The 20,588-nt window shown below is 62.5% G+C and carries 18 protein-coding genes; 10 read left to right on the forward strand and 8 right to left on the reverse strand.

The features are described from left to right. Window positions 1-10 precede the first annotated feature (10 nt). The 4 genes from RCF49_RS01160 to RCF49_RS01175 form a co-directional block, all read right to left on the reverse strand. A complete protein-coding gene (locus RCF49_RS01160) occupies window positions 11-1,309 on the reverse strand; it encodes a DNA polymerase IV (RefSeq protein WP_342642217.1) in 1,299 nt (432 codons plus the stop codon). Between the two features lie 76 nt (window positions 1,310-1,385). Then, window positions 1,386-2,297 (reverse strand): ROK family protein, encoded by a 912-nt coding sequence (locus tag RCF49_RS01165; protein ID WP_342642218.1) that lies wholly within the window; start codon window positions 2,295-2,297, stop codon window positions 1,386-1,388. Next, a complete protein-coding gene (locus RCF49_RS01170; protein ID WP_342642219.1) occupies window positions 2,294-2,962 on the reverse strand; it encodes a hypothetical protein in 669 nt (222 codons plus the stop codon). The genes RCF49_RS01165 and RCF49_RS01170 overlap by 4 nt, the downstream gene beginning before the upstream one ends. 10 nt (window positions 2,963-2,972) lie before the next feature. Next, entirely contained in the window at window positions 2,973-3,260 is a 288-nt protein-coding gene (locus RCF49_RS01175; protein WP_342642220.1) for a DUF3572 domain-containing protein, read from the reverse strand. Window positions 3,261-3,439: 179 nt separating this feature from the next. Here RCF49_RS01175 and RCF49_RS01180 point away from each other — a divergent pair, with 179 nt between their 5' ends. Together RCF49_RS01180 and RCF49_RS01185 are read left to right on the forward strand one after the other, a co-directional pair. After that, a complete protein-coding gene (locus RCF49_RS01180) occupies window positions 3,440-3,814 on the forward strand; it encodes a response regulator (protein ID WP_342642221.1) in 375 nt (124 codons plus the stop codon). Next, window positions 3,811-5,178, forward strand: a complete 1,368-nt coding sequence (locus tag RCF49_RS01185; RefSeq protein WP_342642222.1) for a PleD family two-component system response regulator — start codon at window positions 3,811-3,813, stop codon at window positions 5,176-5,178. The genes RCF49_RS01180 and RCF49_RS01185 overlap by 4 nt, the downstream gene beginning before the upstream one ends. A gap of 285 nt (window positions 5,179-5,463) precedes the next feature. Here RCF49_RS01185 and RCF49_RS01190 read toward each other — a convergent pair whose 3' ends face one another. After that, window positions 5,464-7,263 (reverse strand): PHA/PHB synthase family protein, encoded by a 1,800-nt coding sequence (locus RCF49_RS01190; protein ID WP_342642223.1) that lies wholly within the window; start codon window positions 7,261-7,263, stop codon window positions 5,464-5,466. A 246-nt stretch (window positions 7,264-7,509) separates the two neighbouring features. Here RCF49_RS01190 and RCF49_RS01195 point away from each other — a divergent pair, with 246 nt between their 5' ends. The 3 genes from RCF49_RS01195 to recJ are packed head-to-tail and all read left to right on the forward strand — an operon-like array spanning window position 7,510 to window position 11,716. Then, a complete protein-coding gene (locus RCF49_RS01195) occupies window positions 7,510-8,844 on the forward strand; it encodes a homoserine dehydrogenase (RefSeq protein ID WP_342644277.1) in 1,335 nt (444 codons plus the stop codon). Window positions 8,845-8,904: 60 nt separating this feature from the next. Further along, window positions 8,905-9,891, forward strand: a complete 987-nt coding sequence (gene glpX, locus RCF49_RS01200; RefSeq protein ID WP_432807359.1) for a class II fructose-bisphosphatase — start codon at window positions 8,905-8,907, stop codon at window positions 9,889-9,891. A 37-nt stretch (window positions 9,892-9,928) separates the two neighbouring features. After that, window positions 9,929-11,716, forward strand: coding sequence for a single-stranded-DNA-specific exonuclease RecJ (recJ, locus tag RCF49_RS01205; protein WP_342642225.1), 1,788 nt, complete (start codon window positions 9,929-9,931; stop codon window positions 11,714-11,716). Between the two features lie 9 nt (window positions 11,717-11,725). Here the strand turns inward: recJ and RCF49_RS01210 are convergent, their stop codons facing one another. The 3 genes from RCF49_RS01210 to RCF49_RS01220 form a co-directional block, all read right to left on the reverse strand. Then, the gene (locus tag RCF49_RS01210; protein ID WP_342642226.1) at window positions 11,726-13,912 is read right to left on the reverse strand and encodes a malate synthase G; all 2,187 of its coding nucleotides are present in this window, start codon (window positions 13,910-13,912) and stop codon (window positions 11,726-11,728) included. 110 nt (window positions 13,913-14,022) lie between these two features. After that, window positions 14,023-14,739 carry an amino acid ABC transporter permease gene (locus RCF49_RS01215; protein ID WP_342642227.1) on the reverse strand — a complete coding sequence of 239 codons (717 nt, stop codon included), beginning with the start codon at window positions 14,737-14,739 and terminating at the stop codon, window positions 14,023-14,025. Window positions 14,740-14,886: 147 nt separating this feature from the next. Next, window positions 14,887-15,750 carry a transporter substrate-binding domain-containing protein gene (locus RCF49_RS01220; RefSeq protein ID WP_342642228.1) on the reverse strand — a complete coding sequence of 288 codons (864 nt, stop codon included), beginning with the start codon at window positions 15,748-15,750 and terminating at the stop codon, window positions 14,887-14,889. Window positions 15,751-15,913: 163 nt separating this feature from the next. On the opposite strand from RCF49_RS01220, the gene RCF49_RS01225 reads away from it, so the two are divergent. The 5 genes from RCF49_RS01225 (at window position 15,914) to RCF49_RS01245 (ending at window position 20,554) form a co-directional block, all read left to right on the forward strand. Further along, entirely contained in the window at window positions 15,914-17,050 is a 1,137-nt protein-coding gene (locus RCF49_RS01225) for a mandelate racemase/muconate lactonizing enzyme family protein (protein ID WP_342642229.1), read from the forward strand. Window positions 17,051-17,055: 5 nt separating this feature from the next. Then, window positions 17,056-17,832, forward strand: a complete 777-nt coding sequence (locus RCF49_RS01230) for an SDR family NAD(P)-dependent oxidoreductase (RefSeq protein WP_342642230.1) — start codon at window positions 17,056-17,058, stop codon at window positions 17,830-17,832. Between the two features lie 59 nt (window positions 17,833-17,891). Then, window positions 17,892-18,860, forward strand: coding sequence for a C-terminal binding protein (locus RCF49_RS01235; RefSeq protein ID WP_342642231.1), 969 nt, complete (start codon window positions 17,892-17,894; stop codon window positions 18,858-18,860). 107 nt (window positions 18,861-18,967) lie between these two features. Further along, complete coding sequence (locus tag RCF49_RS01240) at window positions 18,968-19,717, forward strand: FadR/GntR family transcriptional regulator (protein WP_342642232.1); 750 nt, start codon at window positions 18,968-18,970, stop codon at window positions 19,715-19,717. 36 nt (window positions 19,718-19,753) lie between these two features. After that, entirely contained in the window at window positions 19,754-20,554 is an 801-nt protein-coding gene (locus RCF49_RS01245) for an acetoacetate decarboxylase (protein ID WP_342642233.1), read from the forward strand. The last annotated feature ends 34 nt before the right edge of the window (window positions 20,555-20,588 follow it).

Consider the following 20,588-nt stretch of genomic DNA (forward strand, 5'->3'; position numbering starts at 1 on the left):
GCCAATCCTCTTATCTGCGCTTTGCAGCGGTGAAGCTGAGGCCCTTGCCCACAGCAGCGGCACCGAACTTCGCACGCAGCTTATCGAGCGCGCGCTCGGCCTCCGCCTGGCGCACGGATGCGGGGTCGAGCGCCCTGACAGGGTCGGCTTCGGCACCGTTCGTCAGATCCGCAATCCCCACCCCGAGCAGGCGAAAGGCTATGCCTGAGGCCTCGCGCTGGAGGAGGGGGCGCGCCACCTGAAAGATGCGGACGGCCAGCTGGGTCGGCTCTTCAAGCCGCGCATTGCGGGTGAGGATCCTGAAATTGGCGGTTTTCAGCTTCAAGACGACGGACCGCCCCGCGAGATCGGAGGCTTTCGCGCGCTGCGAGACACGCTCGCACATGCGCCAGAGAATGGGCTCAAGCGCGGCGAAATCACTGATATCGACGTCGAACGTGGTCTCGCTGCTGACGCTTTTGACCTCCCCCCGAGGCTCCACCTTCCGGTCATCGAGACCGCGCGCCAGATGATAGAGGCGGCTGCCCATGGCCCCATAGCGCCTTGCGAGCTCGCCGAGCTCCATGGTCTGCAGGCGCCCTATCGTGCGAATGCCATCGCGTGCGAGACGCTGCTGCATGGCCTTGCCCACGCCCCAAATGAGGCTCACCGGCTTCTCCGCCAGGAAGGCGAGGGTTTCCTGGCGCCCGATCACCGAGAAGCCGCGCGGCTTATCCTGGTCGGACGCGATCTTGGCCAGGAACTTGTTGTGGGAAAGGCCGATCGACACAGTGATGCCGAGCTCATCCTCGATCTGTTTTGCAAGCCGTGCGAGCGCCACGGCCGGGCTATGGCCATGGAGCCGGCTGGTGCCGCTGAGATCGAGAAAGGCCTCATCGATCGAGATCGCCTGCACGAGCGGGGTAAGCGCCTGCATATGGGCCCTGACCTTGCGGCTGACCTCGACATATTTCTGCATATTCGGCCGGATCACCACCGCATCGGGGCAGAGTTTCAGAGCCTTGAACATCGGCATGGCCGAATGGACGCCGGAGATGCGCGCGATATAGCAGGCTGTCGCCACGACCCCGCGCTTCGCCCCGCCGACGATCACCGGGCTATCGCTCAGGCTTGGGTCATCCCGCTTTTCGATCGCGGCATAGAAGGCATCGCAATCGAGATGCGCGATCGCGAGGCCGTGCAATTCTGGATGGTGCACGAGCCGCGGACTGCCGCAATGCCGGCATCGCACCATGCCCGGCGCGACCTCGCGGAAGCAGTCCCGGCAAAGCCCTGATGCGTGATGATGCGCCTCGATCGCCCCGGCCATGGGAATAACCGATCATGATCCCGATTGCGGACTTTAGAGCCCAATGGCCGGGAGGAGGAACTGAAAATACCGGCGATCAATCATCCCAAAGCCGGGCGGCGCCGCGGCCGCCGCTATCGGCGCCATGCCTCGGCGGCCGGATGATCACGTCGGCATAATCGGAGAAAATATGTCGGGAGATCCGGGGCGGGGTCAGATCATAGATTTCCGCCACATCGGATAGCCCACCGCCCAGCACGATGACATCGGGATCGACAATGTCGATCACCATTCCAAGCGCTCGCGCGAGCCTGTCACAATAGCGCCCAAGGGTCTTGAGGGCAGCGAGCTCTCCCTGCCGCGCCGCCTGGATAATCTCCTGCGTGCGCAAGGCTCGGCCACTGGTGCGCGCGTAATCCGCGGCAAAGCCTGGGCCCGAGAGCCAGGTCTCAACACAGCCCTTGCGTCCGCACCAGCAGTCAGGGCCCGGATATTCAGGAGACTCGGCCCAGGGCAGGGGAGTGTGACCCCACTCACCTGCAATGCCGTGTCGGCCCTCCAGCAGCTTGCCATCAATCACCAGGCCTGCCCCACAGCCCGTACCGAGAATCACGGCGAAGACGCAGCGGCAACCCTGTCCGGCACCATCGCGCGCTTCGGAGAGGGCGAAGCAATTCGCGTCATTGGCAAAGCGAATCTCCCGGCCGAGCAGCTTTTGCAGATCCGCCCCGAAAGGCTTGTCGTTCAGCCAGATCGAATTGGCATTACGCACGCGCCCCGTCTTCGGGGAGAGTGAACCTGGCATGCCTACCCCGATTGATCCGCGAGACCCGGTCTGAGCCTCGATCGCCGCCACCATCTCAGCGATGGCCTTGAGCGTTGCATCATAGTCGAAACGCGGCGTCGGCTGCCTTAGAACGGTGATGGTCCGGTCTGCATCATCGAGAGCATAGGCGGCGATCTTGGTGCCGCCGAGATCAATGCCGATCCGCAGGCCGGCTCGGCTCACCGATCGAGCCCTTCAACCTCGATCAGCTTGGCGATGTGATCGGCCGTTTCGTTCCAATTATCCGACCGCAGCGAAATCCCTTCGATGGGCCCGCAATGACGGCCGAAGCGCGCATCTTGCATAAAATGCACCACATGCGCCGTGGGCAGCGCCTCACAGACCGAAGAGACATTGCTCGGCGTGTCATCGATGAAGATCACCGGCGCCTGCGAGGCCTGGGTAATCTCGCACATGGCCGGTCCCTTCGGACCGTTATTGATGACGATGGGATAAGACATGCCGAGCTTGGCGAGGTTGCGCTTCCGGTCCTCGTAATAGGTGAAGGGCAGGTTGGTGAGCATAACCACATCGGCAACCTCGCTGAGATGCCTCAGGCTTCTTGCCGCATTCTCGATCTCCTCGAATTCCGCCGTCCGCGCGGCGAAGAACGCGTGGAAATGGTGCGAGAGCTCCTCGACCGGGATCGGCTGACCATCGCTTTTGCGCTTGACGTTCCCGTTCAGCGCAAAGCTCGCCGGATCAAGCCAGCAGCCATGCTCATCGAGCCAGGCCTCAAAGGCGCGCAGGAAATGCACGACCACCTCATCCACGTCGCAGACGATCAATGGCTTGTGATGGGCAAGGGTGAGAGCAGCAATTTGCTGTTTGGTTTCGGGAGAAATCACGGGGGTCACTTCAATCGTAAACAGGGGCGCCCGGCAGGCGTGAGCGTGCGGCCGCCGGAACCAGTGGATCGATCTTCTCAGCCGCGCAAAACGACAGCAGAAGATCCTCGTCGCTCAGAAGATAGTCAAGAACAGCGCCGAGAAAAGACGGATCCTTCGCCTGATCCCGAATCTCGGTGGGACCGATTCCCGTGAGTGCGAGAAATCGGCCGAATCGGTCAGGCTCGGCGGCGAGAAAGGCGAGGCACCGCAGCCCCAGCGTTTCCGCGTTCTCTCCGGTCAATACTGGCTTGCGCATTTGATCTGTGATTATAAAGCAGCCCGATTTTTCGTTTAACAGCTAATAACCTGAAAATTGTACGATGCGCCGAGCGGTGTCAAAGGCGCGCGCTGCCTGAAGCTGAGGCTTCCTTACGATAAGAATGCCACTGCCGCACGTCAACGTCATCCCTTGCCCTGCTTGAGTTGGAGAGGCGCATGGCCAAAACGGTTCTCATTGTCGAGGACAACGAGCTGAACATGAAGCTCTTCAACGACTTGTTGGAGGCGCACGGGTACCGGACGCTCCAGACGCGCGATGGCCTGTCCGCGCTCGACATTGCGCGTGAGCATCATCCAGATCTCATCCTGATGGATATACAACTCCCCGAAGTTTCGGGACTTGAGGTGACCAAGTGGCTTAAGGAAGACGATACCTTGCGCGCCATTCCTGTGATTGCCGTGACGGCTTTCGCCATGAAGGGGGATGAAGAAAGAATTCGTGAGGGTGGTTGCGAGGCCTATATTTCCAAGCCAATATCCGTTAATGGGTTCCTCGCCACAATCGATGGCTTTTTGAAGGACGGGGAATGACCGCTCGGGTGCTCGTCGTCGACGATGTGCGCGCCAACGTCAAACTGCTGGAAGCGAAACTGACGGCAGAATATTTTGAGGCGCTGACCGCCATGAGCGGTATCCAAGCCCTCGAAATGGTCGAGCGCTACACGCCAGACATCGTTTTGCTCGACGTGATGATGCCTGGAATCGATGGCATCGAGGTATGTCGCCGAATCAAGGCCAATCCGCGCACCCAGCACATTCCCGTTGTCATGGTGACCGCTCTTGATCAGCCCGAGGATCGGGTTGCAGGTCTTGCTGCAGGGGCTGATGATTTCCTCACCAAGCCTATAGACGATACCGCTCTTTTCTCTCGGCTGCGCAACCTCGTCCGCCTCAAGATGCTGACCGACGAGCTGATGGTGCGAGCCGCCACCAGTGATCGCATGGGGTTTGTCCAGAAAAACCTGGCCAAGTCGCTTCACCGCTCCGGCGATGTCCTCTTAGTGGACGACAGCGGGCCGCTCGCGGAGCTCATCGCCGAAGGGCTTGCTGGCCACCATCGACTTTTCCTGGTCGAATCGGCCCAGGATGCGGTGACGAAACTGAGCTCCGGCAAGTTCGACCTGATCATGGTCAACCTGGACCAGCGCGGCTTTGATGGCCTTCGCCTCTGCTCGCAGCTGCGCTCGCTGAGCGCGACCCGCAATATTCCCGTTTTGGTGATTCTCGGGCCCGACGATCGCAATCGGTTGGTGCGGGCGCTCGAAATCGGCGTGAATGACTATCTCATGCGCCCGGTCGACGTGAACGAGCTGCGCGCAAGGGTCAACACGCAGATCAGACGGTGGCGCTATACGGAAAGCCTGCGCGAAAGCGTGCAGCGTTCCATGGAAATGGCCATCACCGATGATCTCACTGGCTTCTTCAATCGCCGCTATATGGAAACCCATCTGGGCACGTTGATCGAAAAGTCGCTTCACCGCGCCAGGCCGATCAGTGTGCTGGCGATCGACATCGACTACTTCAAGACGGTCAATGACACCTTCGGACACGACGCAGGGGATCTGATCCTCCGCGAATGCGCCGGACGCCTGCGCAGCGCGATTCGCGGTGTGGACCTGCCCTGCCGGGTGGGTGGCGAGGAGTTCATCGTGATCCTGCCGGACACGCCAGAGGGTGTCGGCCGCAACATCGCCGAGCGCCTCCGGCAGGCGATCAGCCGGACGCCCTTTCTGGTCGGCGCGAGCAAGGTTCCCGTGAAGATCACCGTGTCCATTGGCGTTGCCGGGCTGAATGCACCGGAAGACAGCGCCGAAACCCTTCTCAAGCGCGCGGATCTCGCCCTTTACGATGCCAAGCGCAGCGGGCGTGACAAGGTGATGTGCAGCGCCGCCTGACAGGCGGCTTTCCCGTTAATCTTAATGATTTACGACACTTTCTTGCCAAGCTCGCAAAGCGGCGGATAGCCATTGATTTCGCCCGGCGATTGCCGCACCTTCCGATCATGCGAGCCAGCATTCCCGCTGGTGATCTGCACGAAATACGTGTGACGTCCCAGGACCGCCGCAACCCCTGAGCGTCATGCGTCGGCCGGCCTCGATGCGGTTCTGGAGTGGCCTCCTCGAATTACCGTGTCGGGCCGGCCACCTCACGCCGCCTCCGCGAACCCCAAGCTGGACCGGCTAAACGGCCCGCACGCGCACATAGGACCCCGGCGCATCCTCGATCGGCTTGAGCTGGCCCTCGCCAGGTGAGCGCGCCGGCACCATCTCACCAGCGTGAGGCCTCAGCCATTCGATCCAGTCGGGCCACCATGACCCCTTATGCTCCTCAGCTTGCGCCAGCCATTCCTCCGGCGTCTCCGGATGCGCGTCGCTTGTCCAATAGGCGTATTTGCCAGCCTCAGGCGGATTGATTACCCCGGCAATGTGGCCGGACCCGGCAACCACCAGGCGCGTGTCGCCGCCGAATGTCTGTCCGACCCTGAAGGCCGAGCCCAGCGGCGCGATATGGTCCTCGCGCGTTGCAAGGTTATAGATGGGCACCGTCACCTTGCTAAGGTCGATCCTCACGCCCTTCAGCAGCATATCGCCTTTCGCCAGGCGATTATGGAGATAGCATTCCCGCAGATAATAGCTGTGGAGTGCTGCGGGCATCCGGGTGGCATCCGAATTCCAGTAGAGCAGGTCGAACGGCACCGGCTTCCGGCCAAGAAGATAATTGTTCACCACATAGGACCAGATCAGATCGTTCGACCGTAGCATATTGAAGGTGTTGAACATCTTGGAGCCTTCGAGATAGCCGGTCTCGGCCATCTTGCGCTCCAGATTCGTGATCTGCTCTTCATCGATGAACACCAGCAGATCGCCGGCTTTCTCGAAATCGACCTGCGTGGCGAAAAAGGTGGCGGACTGCACGCGGTCATTGCCCTGTGCCGCCATATAGGCGAGGGTGGCCGAAAGGAGCGTGCCGCCGACGCAATAGCCGATGGCATTGAGCTCCCGCTCGCCCGTTGCCTGCTCCATGGCGTCCATCGCCGCGAGCACGCCCTCCTGCATGTAGTCGGCGAACGTCTTGTGCGCGAGCCTCGCATCCGGATTGACCCAAGAGATCACGAACACCGTGAGGCCCTGTGCCACCACCCAGCGGATGAACGATTTCTGCGCGTTGAGATCGAGAATATAGAACTTGTTGATCCAGGGCGGCACGATCAGCAGCGGACGCTTGAACACGTTCTCGGTGCTCGGCGCATATTGAATGAGCTGGATGATCTCGTTCTCGAAAATCACCTTGCCGGGCGTCGTGGCGATATTGCGACCGATGGCGAAGGCATCGAAATCCGTTTGCCGGATGCGCAACTCCCCATGGCCCGCCGCCAAGTCTTCCGCCAAGTGGCGCATGCCCTCGACCAGGTTGCGTCCATTGCTCTCGATCGTGGTGCGCAGGACCTCCGGATTGGTGAGAGGGAAATTGCTCGGAGCCAGCGCATTCAGCATCTGCTCCACGAAGAAGCTTGCGCGCTGCCGGCTCTGCTCATCGAGATCGCTGGCATTGGCCACGAGCTCCCGAGACCAGCGGGAGGTTGCGAGATAGGCCTGCTTGATGAAGCTGAAGGCCGGGTGCTCGTCCCATTCGGGATCCTTGAAGCGCCGATCGCCGGGCAGGGGCTCGATCCCGGAACTCTCACCATCACCCAGCATGCGGCGGGTCACATGCTGCCAGGCATCCGCATAGCCCTGCCACAGCTTGAGCTGGGCATTGGCAAGCTTTTCTGGATTGTTGAAATAGCTGCGGGCCAGAGCCTCGAGGCTGCTCGCCGCCACGGGCAATGCAGAGGCTGCATGCGTGGCTGATTTAGGCCTCCCGGATTGATCCGCCATGACTTTGGCAGCTTCCTCCATGGCGAGTGCCAGATTCTGCATGAACTCGGAAGGATCGGTCAGGCGAGCTTCCCCCGAAGGAGCCTTCGATGTGGCAGTCATGAGAGCCGTTCTTTGCTAGAGTTTTCAGCCATTATGTAGGACGTCGTTAAGCTGAGCCAATCGCGTTCTGCACAAATCCCCGTGGGAATGTTGCCGCAATCGCTACATTCCTCGCTCGCTGCTCGAAACCCTGCCCTGGCGTTGCAATTTTCTTGCCTTTCTTGAAATGCGACGCCGTTCCCGCCATAAGGACGCTCGCCCGGCATGACGGGTGGTCGTTCATTTCAGGTGGAAGGCTTGAAGCACATGGAGCCTGTGAGGCTGGGCATAGCTGGTCTGGGGACGGTTGGCGGCGGTTTGCTTGAGCTGTTGGATCAGAACCGCGAAGCCGTGACGCTCCGGGCCGGGCGGGCAGTTCTGCCGGTTGCGGTGAGCGCCCGAAGCCGCGGCAAGAGCCGCAAGGTGGACCTGTCGAAGCTGGAATGGTTCGATGATCCGGTAAGGCTCGCAGCAAGCGATCAGATCGATGTCTTCGTCGAGCTGATCGGCGGCGATGGGGATCCAGCCAAGGCCGCGGTCGAGACCGCCTTACGCAGTGGCAAACATGTGGTCACTGCCAATAAGGCGTTGCTGGCCAATCACGGCAATGCGCTCGCACAGCTTGCCGAGGAAAATGGCGTTGCGCTCAATTTTGAGGCAGCGGTGGCCGGCGGTATACCGATCATCAAGACGCTGCGTGAGTCGCTCGCCGGCAATCACGTCAATCGCGTCTATGGCATCATGAATGGCACCGCCAACTTCATCCTGACCATGATGGAGCAGCACCGCCGCAGCTTCGCCGATGCTTTGGCCGAGGCGCAGAGGCTCGGCTATGCGGAGGCAGATCCCACTTTTGATATCGGCGGCTATGATGCGGCCCACAAGCTAGCCATTCTGACGGCGCTGGCCTTCGGCACCGAGGTCAAGCTCGATGAGGTGACAGTCGAGGGAATCGAGGACATCACCCTCGACGACATCACCATCGCCGGAGAGCTTGGCTTCCGCATCAAGCTGCTCGGGGTGGGCGTCCGGACGGATGCGGGCATCGAACAGCGAGTGCATCCAACGCTCGTGCCCCGGGAGAGCCCGATCGCCGACATTCACGGCGTCTTCAATGCGGTCGCCGTATCAGGTGATTTCGTCGGTGATCTCTTGTTGTCGGGCCGCGGCGCCGGCAGCCATCCCACCGCTTCGAGCGTCGCCGCCGATATCATCGATATCGCGCGCGGGCAGATCGTGAAACCCTTTGGTGTGCCCGCAGCAAGCCTCATGCCCTATACGGCGATGCCGGCCCAGATGCATCGGAGCTGCTATTACATTACAATGATCCTCGAGGATCGGCCCGGCTCGATCGCGGCGGTCGCCCAACACATGGCCGAGCAGAACATCTCTCTGGACAGTATCATTCAGCGTCCGACACGATATCTGCCGACCGATGGCGATGAGGACCAGAAGGACAGCCAAGGCACGCCGAGGCGTCCGGTTGTGCTGATCACCCATGATACCGATGAATTCGCTGTGCGGGAGGCGATAAAGCGGATCGAAAGCGATAGGCATTGTGTTGACCGGCCGCGTATGATCCGCATTGAGCGGGCCAGATAGAATCAGGCGGGGGGCGCCCGCGACGCATTGACGAGACACCAAACGGCCTAGGAGACATTGGTGGTGACGACGAATAAACCGGTGCTGGCACGGACCCTCAGCCTGGAAGTGGCAAGGGTTACTGAGATGGCGGCAGTCGCCGCAGCCCGCCTGCGTGGCCGCGGTGATGAGAAAGCCGCAGACCGGGCGGCCGTCGATGCCATGCGCACGGCACTGAACGAGATGGATATCGACGGAACCGTCGTGATCGGCGAGGGCGAGCGCGACGAGGCGCCCATGCTCTATATCGGCGAGAAGGTCGGCACCGGCAGCGGTCCCAAGGTCGATATCGCCCTGGATCCCCTCGAGGGAACCACCCTCTGCGCCAAGGCCATGCCCAATTCTCTCGCCGTGATCGCATTGGCTGAAAGCGGCACGTTGCTGCATGCGCCTGACAGCTACATGGAAAAGATCGCCATCGGCGGTGGCTTCGAGCCGGGCCTGGTCGACCTTGATCTTTCACCGGAAGAAAATGTCGGCCGACTTGCGGAAGCCAAGGGGGTGCCGATCTCCTCGGTCACCGCTTGCGTGCTCGATCGGCCCCGCCATGCGGAGATCATCGCGAGTCTTCGCAAGGCAGGCTGCGCCGTGCATCTGATCCCGGATGGCGATGTGGCCGGTATCATTCACACGGCTGACCCCGAGGAGACCGGCATCGACATCTATATGGGTGTGGGTGGGGCACCGGAAGGCGTGCTCGCCGCGGCAGCCCTGCGCTGCACGGGTGGTCAGATGCAGGGAAGGCTGGTCATCAAGAATGACGAGCAGCGCGCTCGCATGCTGCGCATGGGCATTGCCGATCCCACGCACAAATTCTCCCTGGGCGAGCTTGCCTCTGGCGATGTGATGTTCGCCGCAACCGGGGTTACCAACGGTTCCATGCTGTCGGGCGTACGCTTCCGGGGCGATCAGGTCATCACCCATTCCGTGGTCATGCGCTCGAGCACGGGCAGCGTGCGCTGGATCACGGGTCACCATCAGGCATCCAAGATACGTCCATCGGCCTGACGGGTTGCGGGGCGGTGCGCCATGGGGGTGGCACACCATGACAGAGCCTGAGCATTTTCTCGGCGTAAGCCGCTCGATTTCGGGCAAGGCCTGGCGCGCGCGCCACCACCAGGCGCGCAGTGCCGCGGCCATCGCCGAGCAGCACGGCGTTCCCGAAATCCTCGCCCGCGTGCTCGCAGGGCGGGGCATCACGCTGGAAGAGGTTGCGGGGTTCCTCAATCCCACCTTGCGGGCGCTCATGCCCCAGCCGGGCGAGCTTGCCGACATGCTCGCCGGCGCCGACCGGATCGCCCATGCGGTGCGCCGCGGCGAGCAGATCGCCATCATCGGCGATTATGACGTAGACGGAATGACATCCACGGCTCTGTTGATCCGGTTCCTGAGAAGCGTCGGCTGTGATCCGCTGGTGCATATTCCCGACCGGATCGAAGAGGGCTATGGCCCAAGCCGCATGGCGGTTGAAAAGCTCAAAGCCCGCGGCGCTGTGGTACTGATCACGGTTGATTGCGGCACCATGGCCCATGATGTTCTGGCCCATGCATCCGGTCTTGGCCTCGACGTGGTGGTGGTGGACCATCATCAGGCGGCAGACGAGCTACCGACTGCCCGAGCCGTGATCAATCCCAATCGCCTCGATGATGTCTCTGGTCTCGGCTATCTCGCCGCGGTTGGCGTAACGCTGATCCTGGTTGCAGCCATCACCCGCGCACTGCGCCTTGCGGGCCATTTCGACAACTGCGCCGAACCCGAGCTCCTGCGCTGGCTCGACCTCGTGGCACTCGGCACCATTTGCGACGTGGTGCCGCTCATCGGCCTCAACCGTGCCTATGTCAATCAGGGGCTCAAGGTGATGGCCCGCCGGCACAGCCCGGGGCTTGCTCATCTGGCTGATTGCGCACGGCTCAAGCGCCGGCCTGATACCCATGCCGCAGGCTTCGTGCTTGGCCCGAGGCTCAATGCCGCCGGCAGGCTCGGCCAGGCCATGCTCGGCCTGCAATTGCTCATCACCGATAGTTCCGCCGAAGCCGCCTATCTCTCGCAAATGCTCGAGACCCTCAATCGGCAACGCCAGGAGATGGAGATTCGGGCCTTCGAGGCAGCCGCACTCGATGCCGAGCGGCTGCTTGATTCACAGCCGGATCTCTGCGTGCTGGTGGTTGCCAATCCCGACTGGCATGTGGGCGTGTTGGGCCTGATCGCATCCCGCCTCAAGGAGCGGTTCAACCGGCCGGCCATTGCCATTGCTCACCGTCCGGGCACGATGCTCGCCACCGGATCGGGCCGGTCGGTCGCGGGCATTGATCTCGGCCGGATCGTGCATGCAGCCCATTCGGCGGGCATAATCATCAAGGGCGGCGGCCACGCCATGGCGGCGGGCCTCACCATTGCTGCCGACCGGATCGAGGCCTTGCGCGAATTCGTCAATTCGGAGAGCAGCCAAATCGGCATGGCCCAGGCCGCGCCTGAGCTGGTGATCGATGGCGCATTGTCAGCCGGTGCCGCCCAAATGGAGCTGGTCGATCTGCTGGAGCGGGCAGGTCCCTATGGCGCCGGTAATCCCGCCCCAGTCTTTGTCTTTCCCGGCCATCGCTTTGCCTATGCGGACCTCGCCGGCAAGGATCACGTGCGTTGCAGCCTGCGCTCGCGCGACGGCACGGAGCTTAAGGCGATTGCCTTCCGCTCCCTCGGGAGCCCCTTGGGCGAAATGATCCTGTCCATGCGCGACCGCCCGGCCCATGTGGCCGGTCGGCTGGTGGTCGATGATTGGAATGGCGGCCGCCGCGCTCAGCTGCTGATCGAGGATGCCGCCGTCGAGATGGGCTGAGGCGCCGAGCTAGGCCGCGGCGCGCGTGCCGGCCTTTGCCGCAAGCCGCCAGCGGTGCAGCAGGGGCTCCGTATAGCCGTTGGGCTGGCTCACCCCCTCGAATATGAGATCGCTCGCCGCTTTGAATGCGATCGATGCCTCAAAGTCGGGCGCCATCGGGCGGTAAAGCGGATCACCTGCATTCTGCCGGTCCACCACGGAAGCCATGCGCTTCAGCGTCTCCACAACCTGCTCGCGGCTGCAGATGCCGTGATGCAGCCAATTGGCGATATGCTGGGATGAGATGCGTAAGGTGGCGCGGTCCTCCATCAGCCCGACATTGTTGATGTCCGGCACCTTGGAGCAGCCGATGCCCTGGTCGATCCAGCGCACCACATAGCCGAGGATGCCCTGGACATTATTGTCGAGCTCCTGCTGCACCTCGTCCGGCGACCAATTCGTGTCACTCGCGACGGGTATGGCAAGGAGATCATCCATGAGGCCCGCCGAAGCGACCTCGCGGGCGAGCTCATCCTGAACCGCTGCCACATCGACCGCGTGATAATGCAGCGCATGGAGCGTGGCCGCAGTGGGCGAGGGCACCCATGCGGTGGTGGCGCCCGCTCGCGGGTGGGCGATCTTCTGCGCCAGCATGTCGGCCATCAGATCGGGCATCGCCCACATGCCTTTGCCAATCTGAGCGCGGCCCTTGAGCCCGCAGGCAAGCCCCGTCAGCACATTGTTGCGCTCGTAGGCCGCAATCCAGCGGGTGGTCTTCATTGCGCCCTTGCGCAGCATCGGCCCCGCTTCCATCGAGGTATGGATCTCATCACCCGTACGGTCGAGAAAGCCCGTATTGATGAAGGCCACGCGGTTGCGGGCAGCGGCGATACAGGCCTTGAGATTGAGGGAGGTGCGCCGCTCCTCGTCCATGATGCCGATTTTCACCGTATGGCGCGGCAAGCCGGCAATATCCTCAGCCCTTGCAAAGAGCTCGTCGGCAAAGGCCACTTCTTCCGGCCCGTGCATCTTGGGCTTCACGATATAGATGCTGCCGGCCCGGCTGTTGCGAAACCGCCCATTGCCGTTGAGATCGTGCCGGCCAATGGCGATGGTGATCACCGCATCCATGATCCCTTCCGGGATCTCGCTGCCATCCGCGAGCAGGATCGCGGGATTGGTCATGAGGTGCCCGACATTGCGGATGAACATCAGCGATCGGCCGGGCAGGCTGAATGGTTGGCCCGCGGGATCCCTGTAGGAGCGATCCTCATTCATGACGCGCAGGAATGTCTTGCCGCCCTTGGTGACGGTCTCCGACAGATCGCCCTTCATGAGACCGAGCCAGTGCCGATAGACGATCAGCTTGTCTTCGGCATCGACCGCCGCGACCGAATCCTCGCAATCCATGATTGTGCTGATGGCGGCCTCGATGATCAGATCCTTCACGCCTGCCTTGTCGGTCGCGCCGATCGGATGATCGCGATCGATGGCGATCTCCACATGCAATCCGTTATTGCGCAGGAGAATGCCGGATGGCGAGGCGGCCTCGCCCGCGACACCGACGAATTGTTCGGGACGTGCGAGGCCGGTTTCAGCACCATCCGCCAGTTTCACCCGGAGCTGTCTCCCGCTTGCCTCATAGGCCTCAGCATGTGCATGGCTGCCTTGGGTGAGGGGAAAGTTGCGATCGAGGAAATCCTTGGCATAGGCGATCACCCTTGCGCCACGCGCGGGATTATAGCCCCCGGACCGCTCGGCACCGTGATCTTCTGGGATCGCATCCGTCCCATACAGCGCATCATAAAGGCTGCCCCAGCGGGCATTGACCGCGTTCAGCGCATAGCGCGCGTTCATGATGGGCACGACGAGCTGCGGGCCGGCTTGGACCGCCACCTCGTCATCGATATTGCTGGTCTCGATCGTGAAATCCGCAACCGGCCCCGCGAGATAGCCGATCTCCGAGAGCAAATCGCGATAAGCGGCCGGGCTTGCGGTCGCGCGGTTCTCCCGGTGCCAGGCATCGATTTTTGCCTGCAGCGCGTCGCGCTTGGCGAGCAAGGCGCGATTGCGCGGCCCAAGCTCATGTGCCAGCCGGTCAAATCCCGACCAGAAGGCCTCCGGCTCGATGCCCGTGCCGGGCAGGGCTTCTTCCTCGATGAACCGTGCAAGATCGGCTTCAACTTGAAGCCGGTGACGCGTGACGCGATCAGTCATGGATGTCCTGGACCTCTTCCCCGAATGCTCATTGAGAGTAGCGCAAGTCTCGCCATCCCGAGAACCTGCTTTTCTCGCGGAATGCTCGGGGAGATCGACGCGCGCCCCAACTATTGCCGATGCAGTGCCACAGCACCCGCGCGCGGCATCGTCTTGGTCTCCTTCGCCACCCAGCCTTTGCGCGTTTGGTTCTCAAGGGCGCGCACCGCAAGGCCTGCCGGGTAGCACACCGTGAAATAAAGGATCGCGGTGACAGTATAGACGGTGAAATACTGAAAATTGCGCGCCGCGATGATCTGACCGCTGAACATGAGCTCCTGGACCGTGACAACCGAGGCCAGCGAGGTGTCCTTGAACAGCGAGATCAGATAATTGGCGAGCGTTGGCAGCACCATGCGAGTGGCCTGCGGCAGCACGACCTTGCGGAAGGCGAGCCAGCGCGACAGGCCCAGGCTGAGGGCGGCCTCCGTCTGGCCGCGGGCAACCGACTGGATGCCGCCGCGGAACACCTCGCTGAGATAGGCGGCATAATGGAGACTGAGCCCGATGATCGCCGCGCTGATCGGGTTGAGCCGGATGCCGGCGCCCGGTAGCACGTAATAGATATAGATGAGCTGCAGGATCAGCGGTGTTGCCCGCATGAATTCCACGAACACATTCGCCGGCCAGCGGAAAATGATGACGTCGGACAATCGGGCGAGCGCGAGCGGGATCGCCGCGAGCGTCGCTAGGACCATGACGACCAGCGTGAGGAAGACGGTCAGGCCCAGGCCGCGCAGGAAGACGTGCCAGAAATCACCGACCACATCAAAATTGAGCAGGGACATCGCGCTGCGGTCGCCGGGAGCTCACACTCCCAGCGCTCCAAATTCGAACGGTCGCGAGCTGGGCGGCCTGATGCGTCATGGTGACCGCTCGCCCTCCATTCACGTTGAACCAGCCTCAGGGCTCGAAAGCCGCATCGCTGGCCATGCTCATTTGAGCGGATAGAAGAACAGGTTCGCCACGCCAAACCCGTATTTCTTGAGCAGCGCCAGGACCTCGCCATTGCCACGCACTTCGGCGAGCCCTTGCGTGACCGCCATTCGCAGCGAGCAGTCCTCCTTGCGGAAACCCGGGCGCACATAGCCATAGCCATATTTGAAGATCAGCTCGTCCGGCACCTGTACACCGGCCAGGAGCTCCATGGGCGAATCCTTGTTGGCCGCGAGGAACATGGTGATCTTCGTGTCGTCATCCACCACGGCGCTCACCCGGCCCGTCGCCACTGCGCTGAACTGCTCGGCATCGGTCTGGAAGGGCACGATCTCCGCGCCGATCTTGCGGAGATACTCATCCGCTGCCGAGCCGGCGATTGCCCCCACCTGTTTGCCCTTGAGGTCATCGTAAGACTTGATCCCGTCCGGATTGCCCTTCTGCACGAGGATTGCGGGCCCATACCAATAGGCGGGACCGCTGAAGGAGATCACCTTCATCCGATCGGGGGTGATGTGCAGAGCCGCCACCATGTCGATGCGCTTGGCGATCAGGGCAGGGATCAGCTGGCCGAAGGGCATCACCTCATATTTGAGATTGGTGATCCCAGCCCATTTGAGCGCGGCCTCATCGATCTCGACTTCCAACCCTTCGGCCTTCTGGGTGTCGGGATTGAGCGAGGTGAAGGGCGGCGAGGGCGAGATGCCGATCACCAGGCCTTCGGTCTTTGCCTTTTCATAGGAGGGGTCGCCGCAATTCTCGATCAGCGGGGAAGCTTCATGCTGAAATTCTTGAGCGATTGCGCTTGCCGCACCCAATCCGGTCAATAACGCGACCACTGCAACGGAAACGCTCCTTATCATTTTCGGTCTCCCCTGTTTCTGTCAGTTCGGTCACTCCGCCGAAAGCAAGTTGCGGCTTGCGAGAGGCCGGTGAAGCCGCTAGCGTGCAATGGCCTGACCAATTCAGCAGGTTGCCCGGTGGTCTGCAAGAGGATTGTTGTGCGAGCGGGATGGGGAGCGCTCAATGAGCAGTGACACGATGATCGAGCGGGTGGAGAGCTGGGCCTGCAGCATTCCGCTGGCCAAACCTCTGTCCTTCGGCAATTTCACCGTTTCCCAGCGCGGCTATGCGGCCGTGCGGATCACCACGCGAGGCGGGCTGGTCGCCGATTGCCTGGGCCATACGAGGCGCTCGCCGGTCGATGTGGCGATCACCGATTTGCTCGCACCGCAGCTCGTGGGGCGCGATGCGTTCGAGATGGGCGCGCGTCTTGCCGATATCCGCCGTGCCGTCTTGGCGATCGAAGCCGATGGCGTCATCGGCCGCGCCCGTTCGTTGGTGGAGATCTGCCTGTGGGATCTCAAGGCGCAGGCGCTTGGGCTTCCCGTCTGGAAGCTGCTCGGCGGCTATGCGCGCGACATCCGCGTCGCCCTGGTGGAGGGCTATGAGATCGAGGGCGAAAGCCATGGCGATATTGCCCAGCGCCTCATCGGCCGGACCGAGCAAGGCTATGATTTCTTCAAGATGGAGGCGGCCCATTATGGCGCGCCCGAGCCGATCCGCCGCATTTTGAGTGAAGTTCGGCAAGCCGCGCCCAAGGCCGAGTTCACCTGTGACCTCGCCTGGTCCTGGCAAACGGCCCGGGAGGGCTTGCGCTCGGCGCATTTGTGGGAAGATCTCGGCATTGCCTGGATCGAGGATCCCATGCCACGCACCCGCCTCAGTGAGATCGCTTTCCTGCGCCAAAATTCGCGCGTGCCGATCGGGGTGGGGGACGAGACCACGCGGACACGGGATCTCGAGCAGCTCATGGTGCACGAGGCGATCGATGTGGTGCGGATCGATGCAACCACGGTCGGCGGCTTCGGACCGGCCCTGAGGCTTGCGGCGGATGCAACCGCGCGCGGCTTCCGCGTCTCCTATCACGTGAACCCCGAGGTGCACCGCCACTGCGTTTTCGCGGACGACGCCTCCGATCACATCGAGATCTTCCCGGCGGACCGTCCCTTCGACTGCTCACACATGCTGATTGAGAATGCGGCCTATTTCGATATTCGCAACGCGCGGCTGTCGCCACCGAAGGCGCCCGGCACGGGGCTCAAGCTCAATGACGAGGCTTTGGCGCGCTATGCCTATCGTCACGGGACGCATCGGGAGTGATAGGAATGACTGAGAAGAAGACGGTCCTGATCACCGGCGGGGCTCGCGGCATCGGCCTTGCCACGGGCCGCGAATTCCTGCGCCGCGGCTGGAATGTCACCATTGGCGATGTCGATAGGGAGGAGGCTGAGGCTCAGGCCCGCGCGAGCGAAGGCGCGATGCTCGCCTTGGCCATGGACGTTCGCGACCGCACGGCCATCGATGAGGCTTTTGCGCGCTCTCTCGATCATTGGGGCAGGCTTGATGCGCTCGTCAACAATGCGGGTATCCAGCGCCACGGGCCCCTTGAGACGATCCCCTTCGCCGACTGGAATGCGGTGCTCGACATCAATCTGCACGGCGCATTCCATTGCCTTCAGGTGGCGGGCCGGCACATGCTGGCGCAAGGGTCGGGCGCCATCGTCAATCTCGCGTCGATCGCGGCAACCCGGGGCGCCCCCGGCCGTGCGCCCTATGCAGTCTCGAAGGCGGCCATCGTATCGCTGACCAAGACCGCCGCGGTCGAGTGGACCGAACGCGGCGTGCGGGTCAATGCGGTGGCGCCGGGCTATGTCGAAACCGATCTCGTCACGAGCTTCGTCGCGGCCGGCCGGCTTGATACCGCGCCGATGATCGCGCGCACGCCGGCACGAAGGCTCGCCCGGCCCGAAGAGATCGCCCGGGCGATCGCGTTCCTCTGTTCTGATGATGCGAGCTATGTCAGCGGGCATGTGCTGCATGTGGATGGCGGGTTCGAGGCAGATTACGGCGTGCCGTTCTTCCCGCCGAAACAGGGCGCTTGACGGGTCCGCCGAGCAAGTCTTAATTGGCCAGACCAATCAGCGCTGCGATGAGAGAGCCAATGGCGAGGATCGTCATCACCGACAGCAATTTTGGCGATCTTCGGCATGAGCGCGCCGTGGCCGCCCGTCATGGCGCTGAGCTCGAGGCCTGCCAATGCCGGACGGCGGCGGAGGTTGAGGAGGCAGTCGCCGGGGCGGACGCGGTGCTGGTGCAATTCGCACCGATGACGGAGAAGGCGCTCGCTGCCTTGGCACCCGGGGCGACCGTGGTCCGCTACGGTGTGGGCTATGACAATATCGACATAGCCGCCGCGCGCCGGACGGCCCATCCCGTGGCCTATGTGCCGGATTATTGTGTGGATGAGGTTGCCGACCACACGGTCGCCATGCTGCTTGCGCTCTATCGCAAGCTCATCAGCCTCGACCAGCATGTGCGGGTGGGATCATGGCGCGTCGTCGAGGCTGCCCAGCCGCTGAAGCCGGCCGCAGACACCGTGATCGGCTTCCTGGGCCTCGGGCGGATCGGCCGCGCGGTACTCGCGCGCCTGCAGCCCTTCGGTTTTCGCATCATGGCCGCAGACCCAGCACTGGACCAGCCGACGGCTGCTCAACTTGGTCTCACGCTTTCCCCCTTTGAGGAGATGCTGCCACAGATTGATGCTCTGCTCCTCCATGCCCCGGTGACGGCGGCAAGCCGCCACATCATCAATGCTGACAGCCTCGCCTTGCTGAAGCCTTCAGCCGTTCTGGTGAACTGCTCGCGTGGCGCGTTGATCGATGAGGCGGCCTTGGCGCAAGCGCTCAACCAGGGCCGCCTTGCCGGCGCAGCGCTGGATGTGTTCGAGACAGAGCCGCTCCCCGAGGCATCCCCTTTGCGCACGGCGCCGAACCTGCTGCTCAGCCCGCATGCAGCCTGGTATTCGGATGGGGCAATCGATCGGCTCCAATTTCTTGCAGCCGATGAGGTGGACCGGGCGCTGAGTGGCCGCCCGCCACGATCGCCAGTGCCCAATCCCGCGTCCGAATGAAACAGCAGACTGGCTTGCCGGCCGCGCGGCGAACGGGCATAGCCCGCGAGGCAATCTGGGGCGAGGACGCCCGGTAAGGAATGGAACGCGTTATGGGAAAGGGTGCCATGGGCGCCTCTGAAGCAGCGACCGGCCCGACACAGATCGAGGATCTCGCACCCATCGAGCGGGTGTCGGTCGCCGAGCAGGTCGCGCGCAACCTGCTGGATCTGATCCGGACGGGCAGCATTCGCCCCGGCCAGCAACTGCCCAGAGAGCGCGATCTGGCGGCCACATTGCAGGTCTCGCGACCCTCCGTGCGGGAGGCGCTCCGCGGGCTCCAGATTCTCGGTGTGGTCAAGGCCAGACAGGGGGGAGGGCTGTTCGTGACCTCGCTCGAGGCCGCCGAAATCCTCCAGCCGCTGCAGATGCTGATCACGCTCACCGAAGAGAATTTCGAGGCTCTGCATGAGTCGCGGGTGGCGGTTGAAGGGGCGATGGGCCGTCTGATTGCGCAGCGCATCGATACGGCGACAATCGTCCGCCTGCGCAAGATGGTCGAGGTCCAGAAGGAACTGCTCGCCAATCCTGTGGCGTTCCGCGTTTCCGACATGGAATTTCACCGCACATTGGGGGCGGTGCTCAACAATCCCTTCCTCGAGCGCATTTCCGAGGCCCTCTATGTGCTCGGCATGGAATATCGCAAGATCGCTTGGGAGACCCGAGGCGTGCTCGCGCGCTCCGTTGCCGACCACCAGCAGATCATCGATGCGCTGGAAACGCGCGATGGCGCCAAGGTGGAAGCCGCCATGGTGCGGCACATGCGCAGCGTGCACGAGACGACACGCGAGGCCATGAACAGCAAGGTTCAGGGCTGACCGGTCCCGCACCTGTCTGGAAGAAGGGAGGTGGAAATGGCAGAGGAACAATCGGCGCGCCGGACGAGCCAGGCGGCAAGCCGCATCACCCGCGAGGAGATCATCAAGGGTGGCTTCTCAACCCCATGGGATGCACCGGCTGCACCGGCGTTCCCGTTCACCTTCCGCAATGTGGAGGTGCTAACCCTTGCCTGGCGCACCGACGGCGCCGCGATCGAATGCCTTTTGCCGCCGCCGCTCGAGCCGGTCTCGGACTATGTGCTCGCCCATATCTACAAGATGAATGACACCGACTGGCTCGGACCTTATTTCGAAAGCAACGTCATGGTGGGGTGCCGCTTTCCCGAAACCGGGGAGGTGGGCGGCTACTCGCCCTATCTGTTCCTCTCATCCGATGGCGGGGTGATTCAGGGCCGCGAGGTGCATGGGCAGCCAAAGAAGGGCGGCCAGCCTCACCTCGAGACTCGCGGTGATCTCTGGGTTGGAACCATCGCGCGCAATGGCATCGATGTGCTCACCGGCACCATGGCCTATAAGCATGAGACCGCAGATATTGCGCGTCTTTCCGGCTATTTCGATTTCGCGCTCAACATCAACCTCAAAGCGATCGATCACATCGATGGCAGACCCGCCATTCGCCAGTTGACGGCGCGCAGGCTCGGCGCCCTCACGGTGCATGAATGCTGGTCAGGACCCTGCACGGTTGAGCTTCGGCCGAATATTCAGGCGCCGATCTACCGCCTGCCCGTTCGAGAGATGCTGGAAGGCTTCTGGTGGCGTGCCGATTTCACCTTGGTGCCCGGCCGCATTCTTTACGACTATCTCGCCGAAGATTAGGTCTCGCGCGCGAATGGCGCAGCCACCACCTGAC

Source organism: Rhodoligotrophos sp. CJ14 (assembly GCF_038811545.1).
GTDB lineage: Bacteria > Pseudomonadota > Alphaproteobacteria > Rhizobiales > Im1 > Rhodoligotrophos > Rhodoligotrophos ferricapiens.

Bases quoted from the DNA above. Each gene is read 5' to 3' on its own strand.
- RCF49_RS01225 (WP_342642229.1), top strand. From the start codon at position 15,914: ATGAGCAGTGACACGATGATCGAGCGGGTGGAGAGCTGGGCCTGCAGC.
- RCF49_RS01230 (WP_342642230.1), top strand. From the start codon at position 17,056: ATGACTGAGAAGAAGACGGTCCTGATCACCGGCGGGGCTCGCGGCATC.
- RCF49_RS01220 (WP_342642228.1), bottom strand. From the start codon at position 15,750: ATGATAAGGAGCGTTTCCGTTGCAGTGGTCGCGTTATTGACCGGATTG.
- RCF49_RS01185 (WP_342642222.1), top strand. From the start codon at position 3,811: ATGACCGCTCGGGTGCTCGTCGTCGACGATGTGCGCGCCAACGTCAAA.
- RCF49_RS01240 (WP_342642232.1), top strand. From the start codon at position 18,968: ATGGGCGCCTCTGAAGCAGCGACCGGCCCGACACAGATCGAGGATCTC.
- RCF49_RS01235 (WP_342642231.1), top strand. From the start codon at position 17,892: ATGGCGAGGATCGTCATCACCGACAGCAATTTTGGCGATCTTCGGCAT.
- RCF49_RS01175 (WP_342642220.1), bottom strand. From the start codon at position 3,260: ATGCGCAAGCCAGTATTGACCGGAGAGAACGCGGAAACGCTGGGGCTG.
- RCF49_RS01160 (WP_342642217.1), bottom strand. From the start codon at position 1,309: ATGGCCGGGGCGATCGAGGCGCATCATCACGCATCAGGGCTTTGCCGG.
- RCF49_RS01180 (WP_342642221.1), top strand. From the start codon at position 3,440: ATGGCCAAAACGGTTCTCATTGTCGAGGACAACGAGCTGAACATGAAG.
- RCF49_RS01210 (WP_342642226.1), bottom strand. From the start codon at position 13,912: ATGACTGATCGCGTCACGCGTCACCGGCTTCAAGTTGAAGCCGATCTT.
- recJ (WP_342642225.1), top strand. From the start codon at position 9,929: ATGACAGAGCCTGAGCATTTTCTCGGCGTAAGCCGCTCGATTTCGGGC.
- RCF49_RS01190 (WP_342642223.1), bottom strand. From the start codon at position 7,263: ATGACTGCCACATCGAAGGCTCCTTCGGGGGAAGCTCGCCTGACCGAT.
- RCF49_RS01195 (WP_342644277.1), top strand. From the start codon at position 7,510: ATGGAGCCTGTGAGGCTGGGCATAGCTGGTCTGGGGACGGTTGGCGGC.
- RCF49_RS01215 (WP_342642227.1), bottom strand. From the start codon at position 14,739: ATGTCCCTGCTCAATTTTGATGTGGTCGGTGATTTCTGGCACGTCTTC.
- RCF49_RS01245 (WP_342642233.1), top strand. From the start codon at position 19,754: ATGGCAGAGGAACAATCGGCGCGCCGGACGAGCCAGGCGGCAAGCCGC.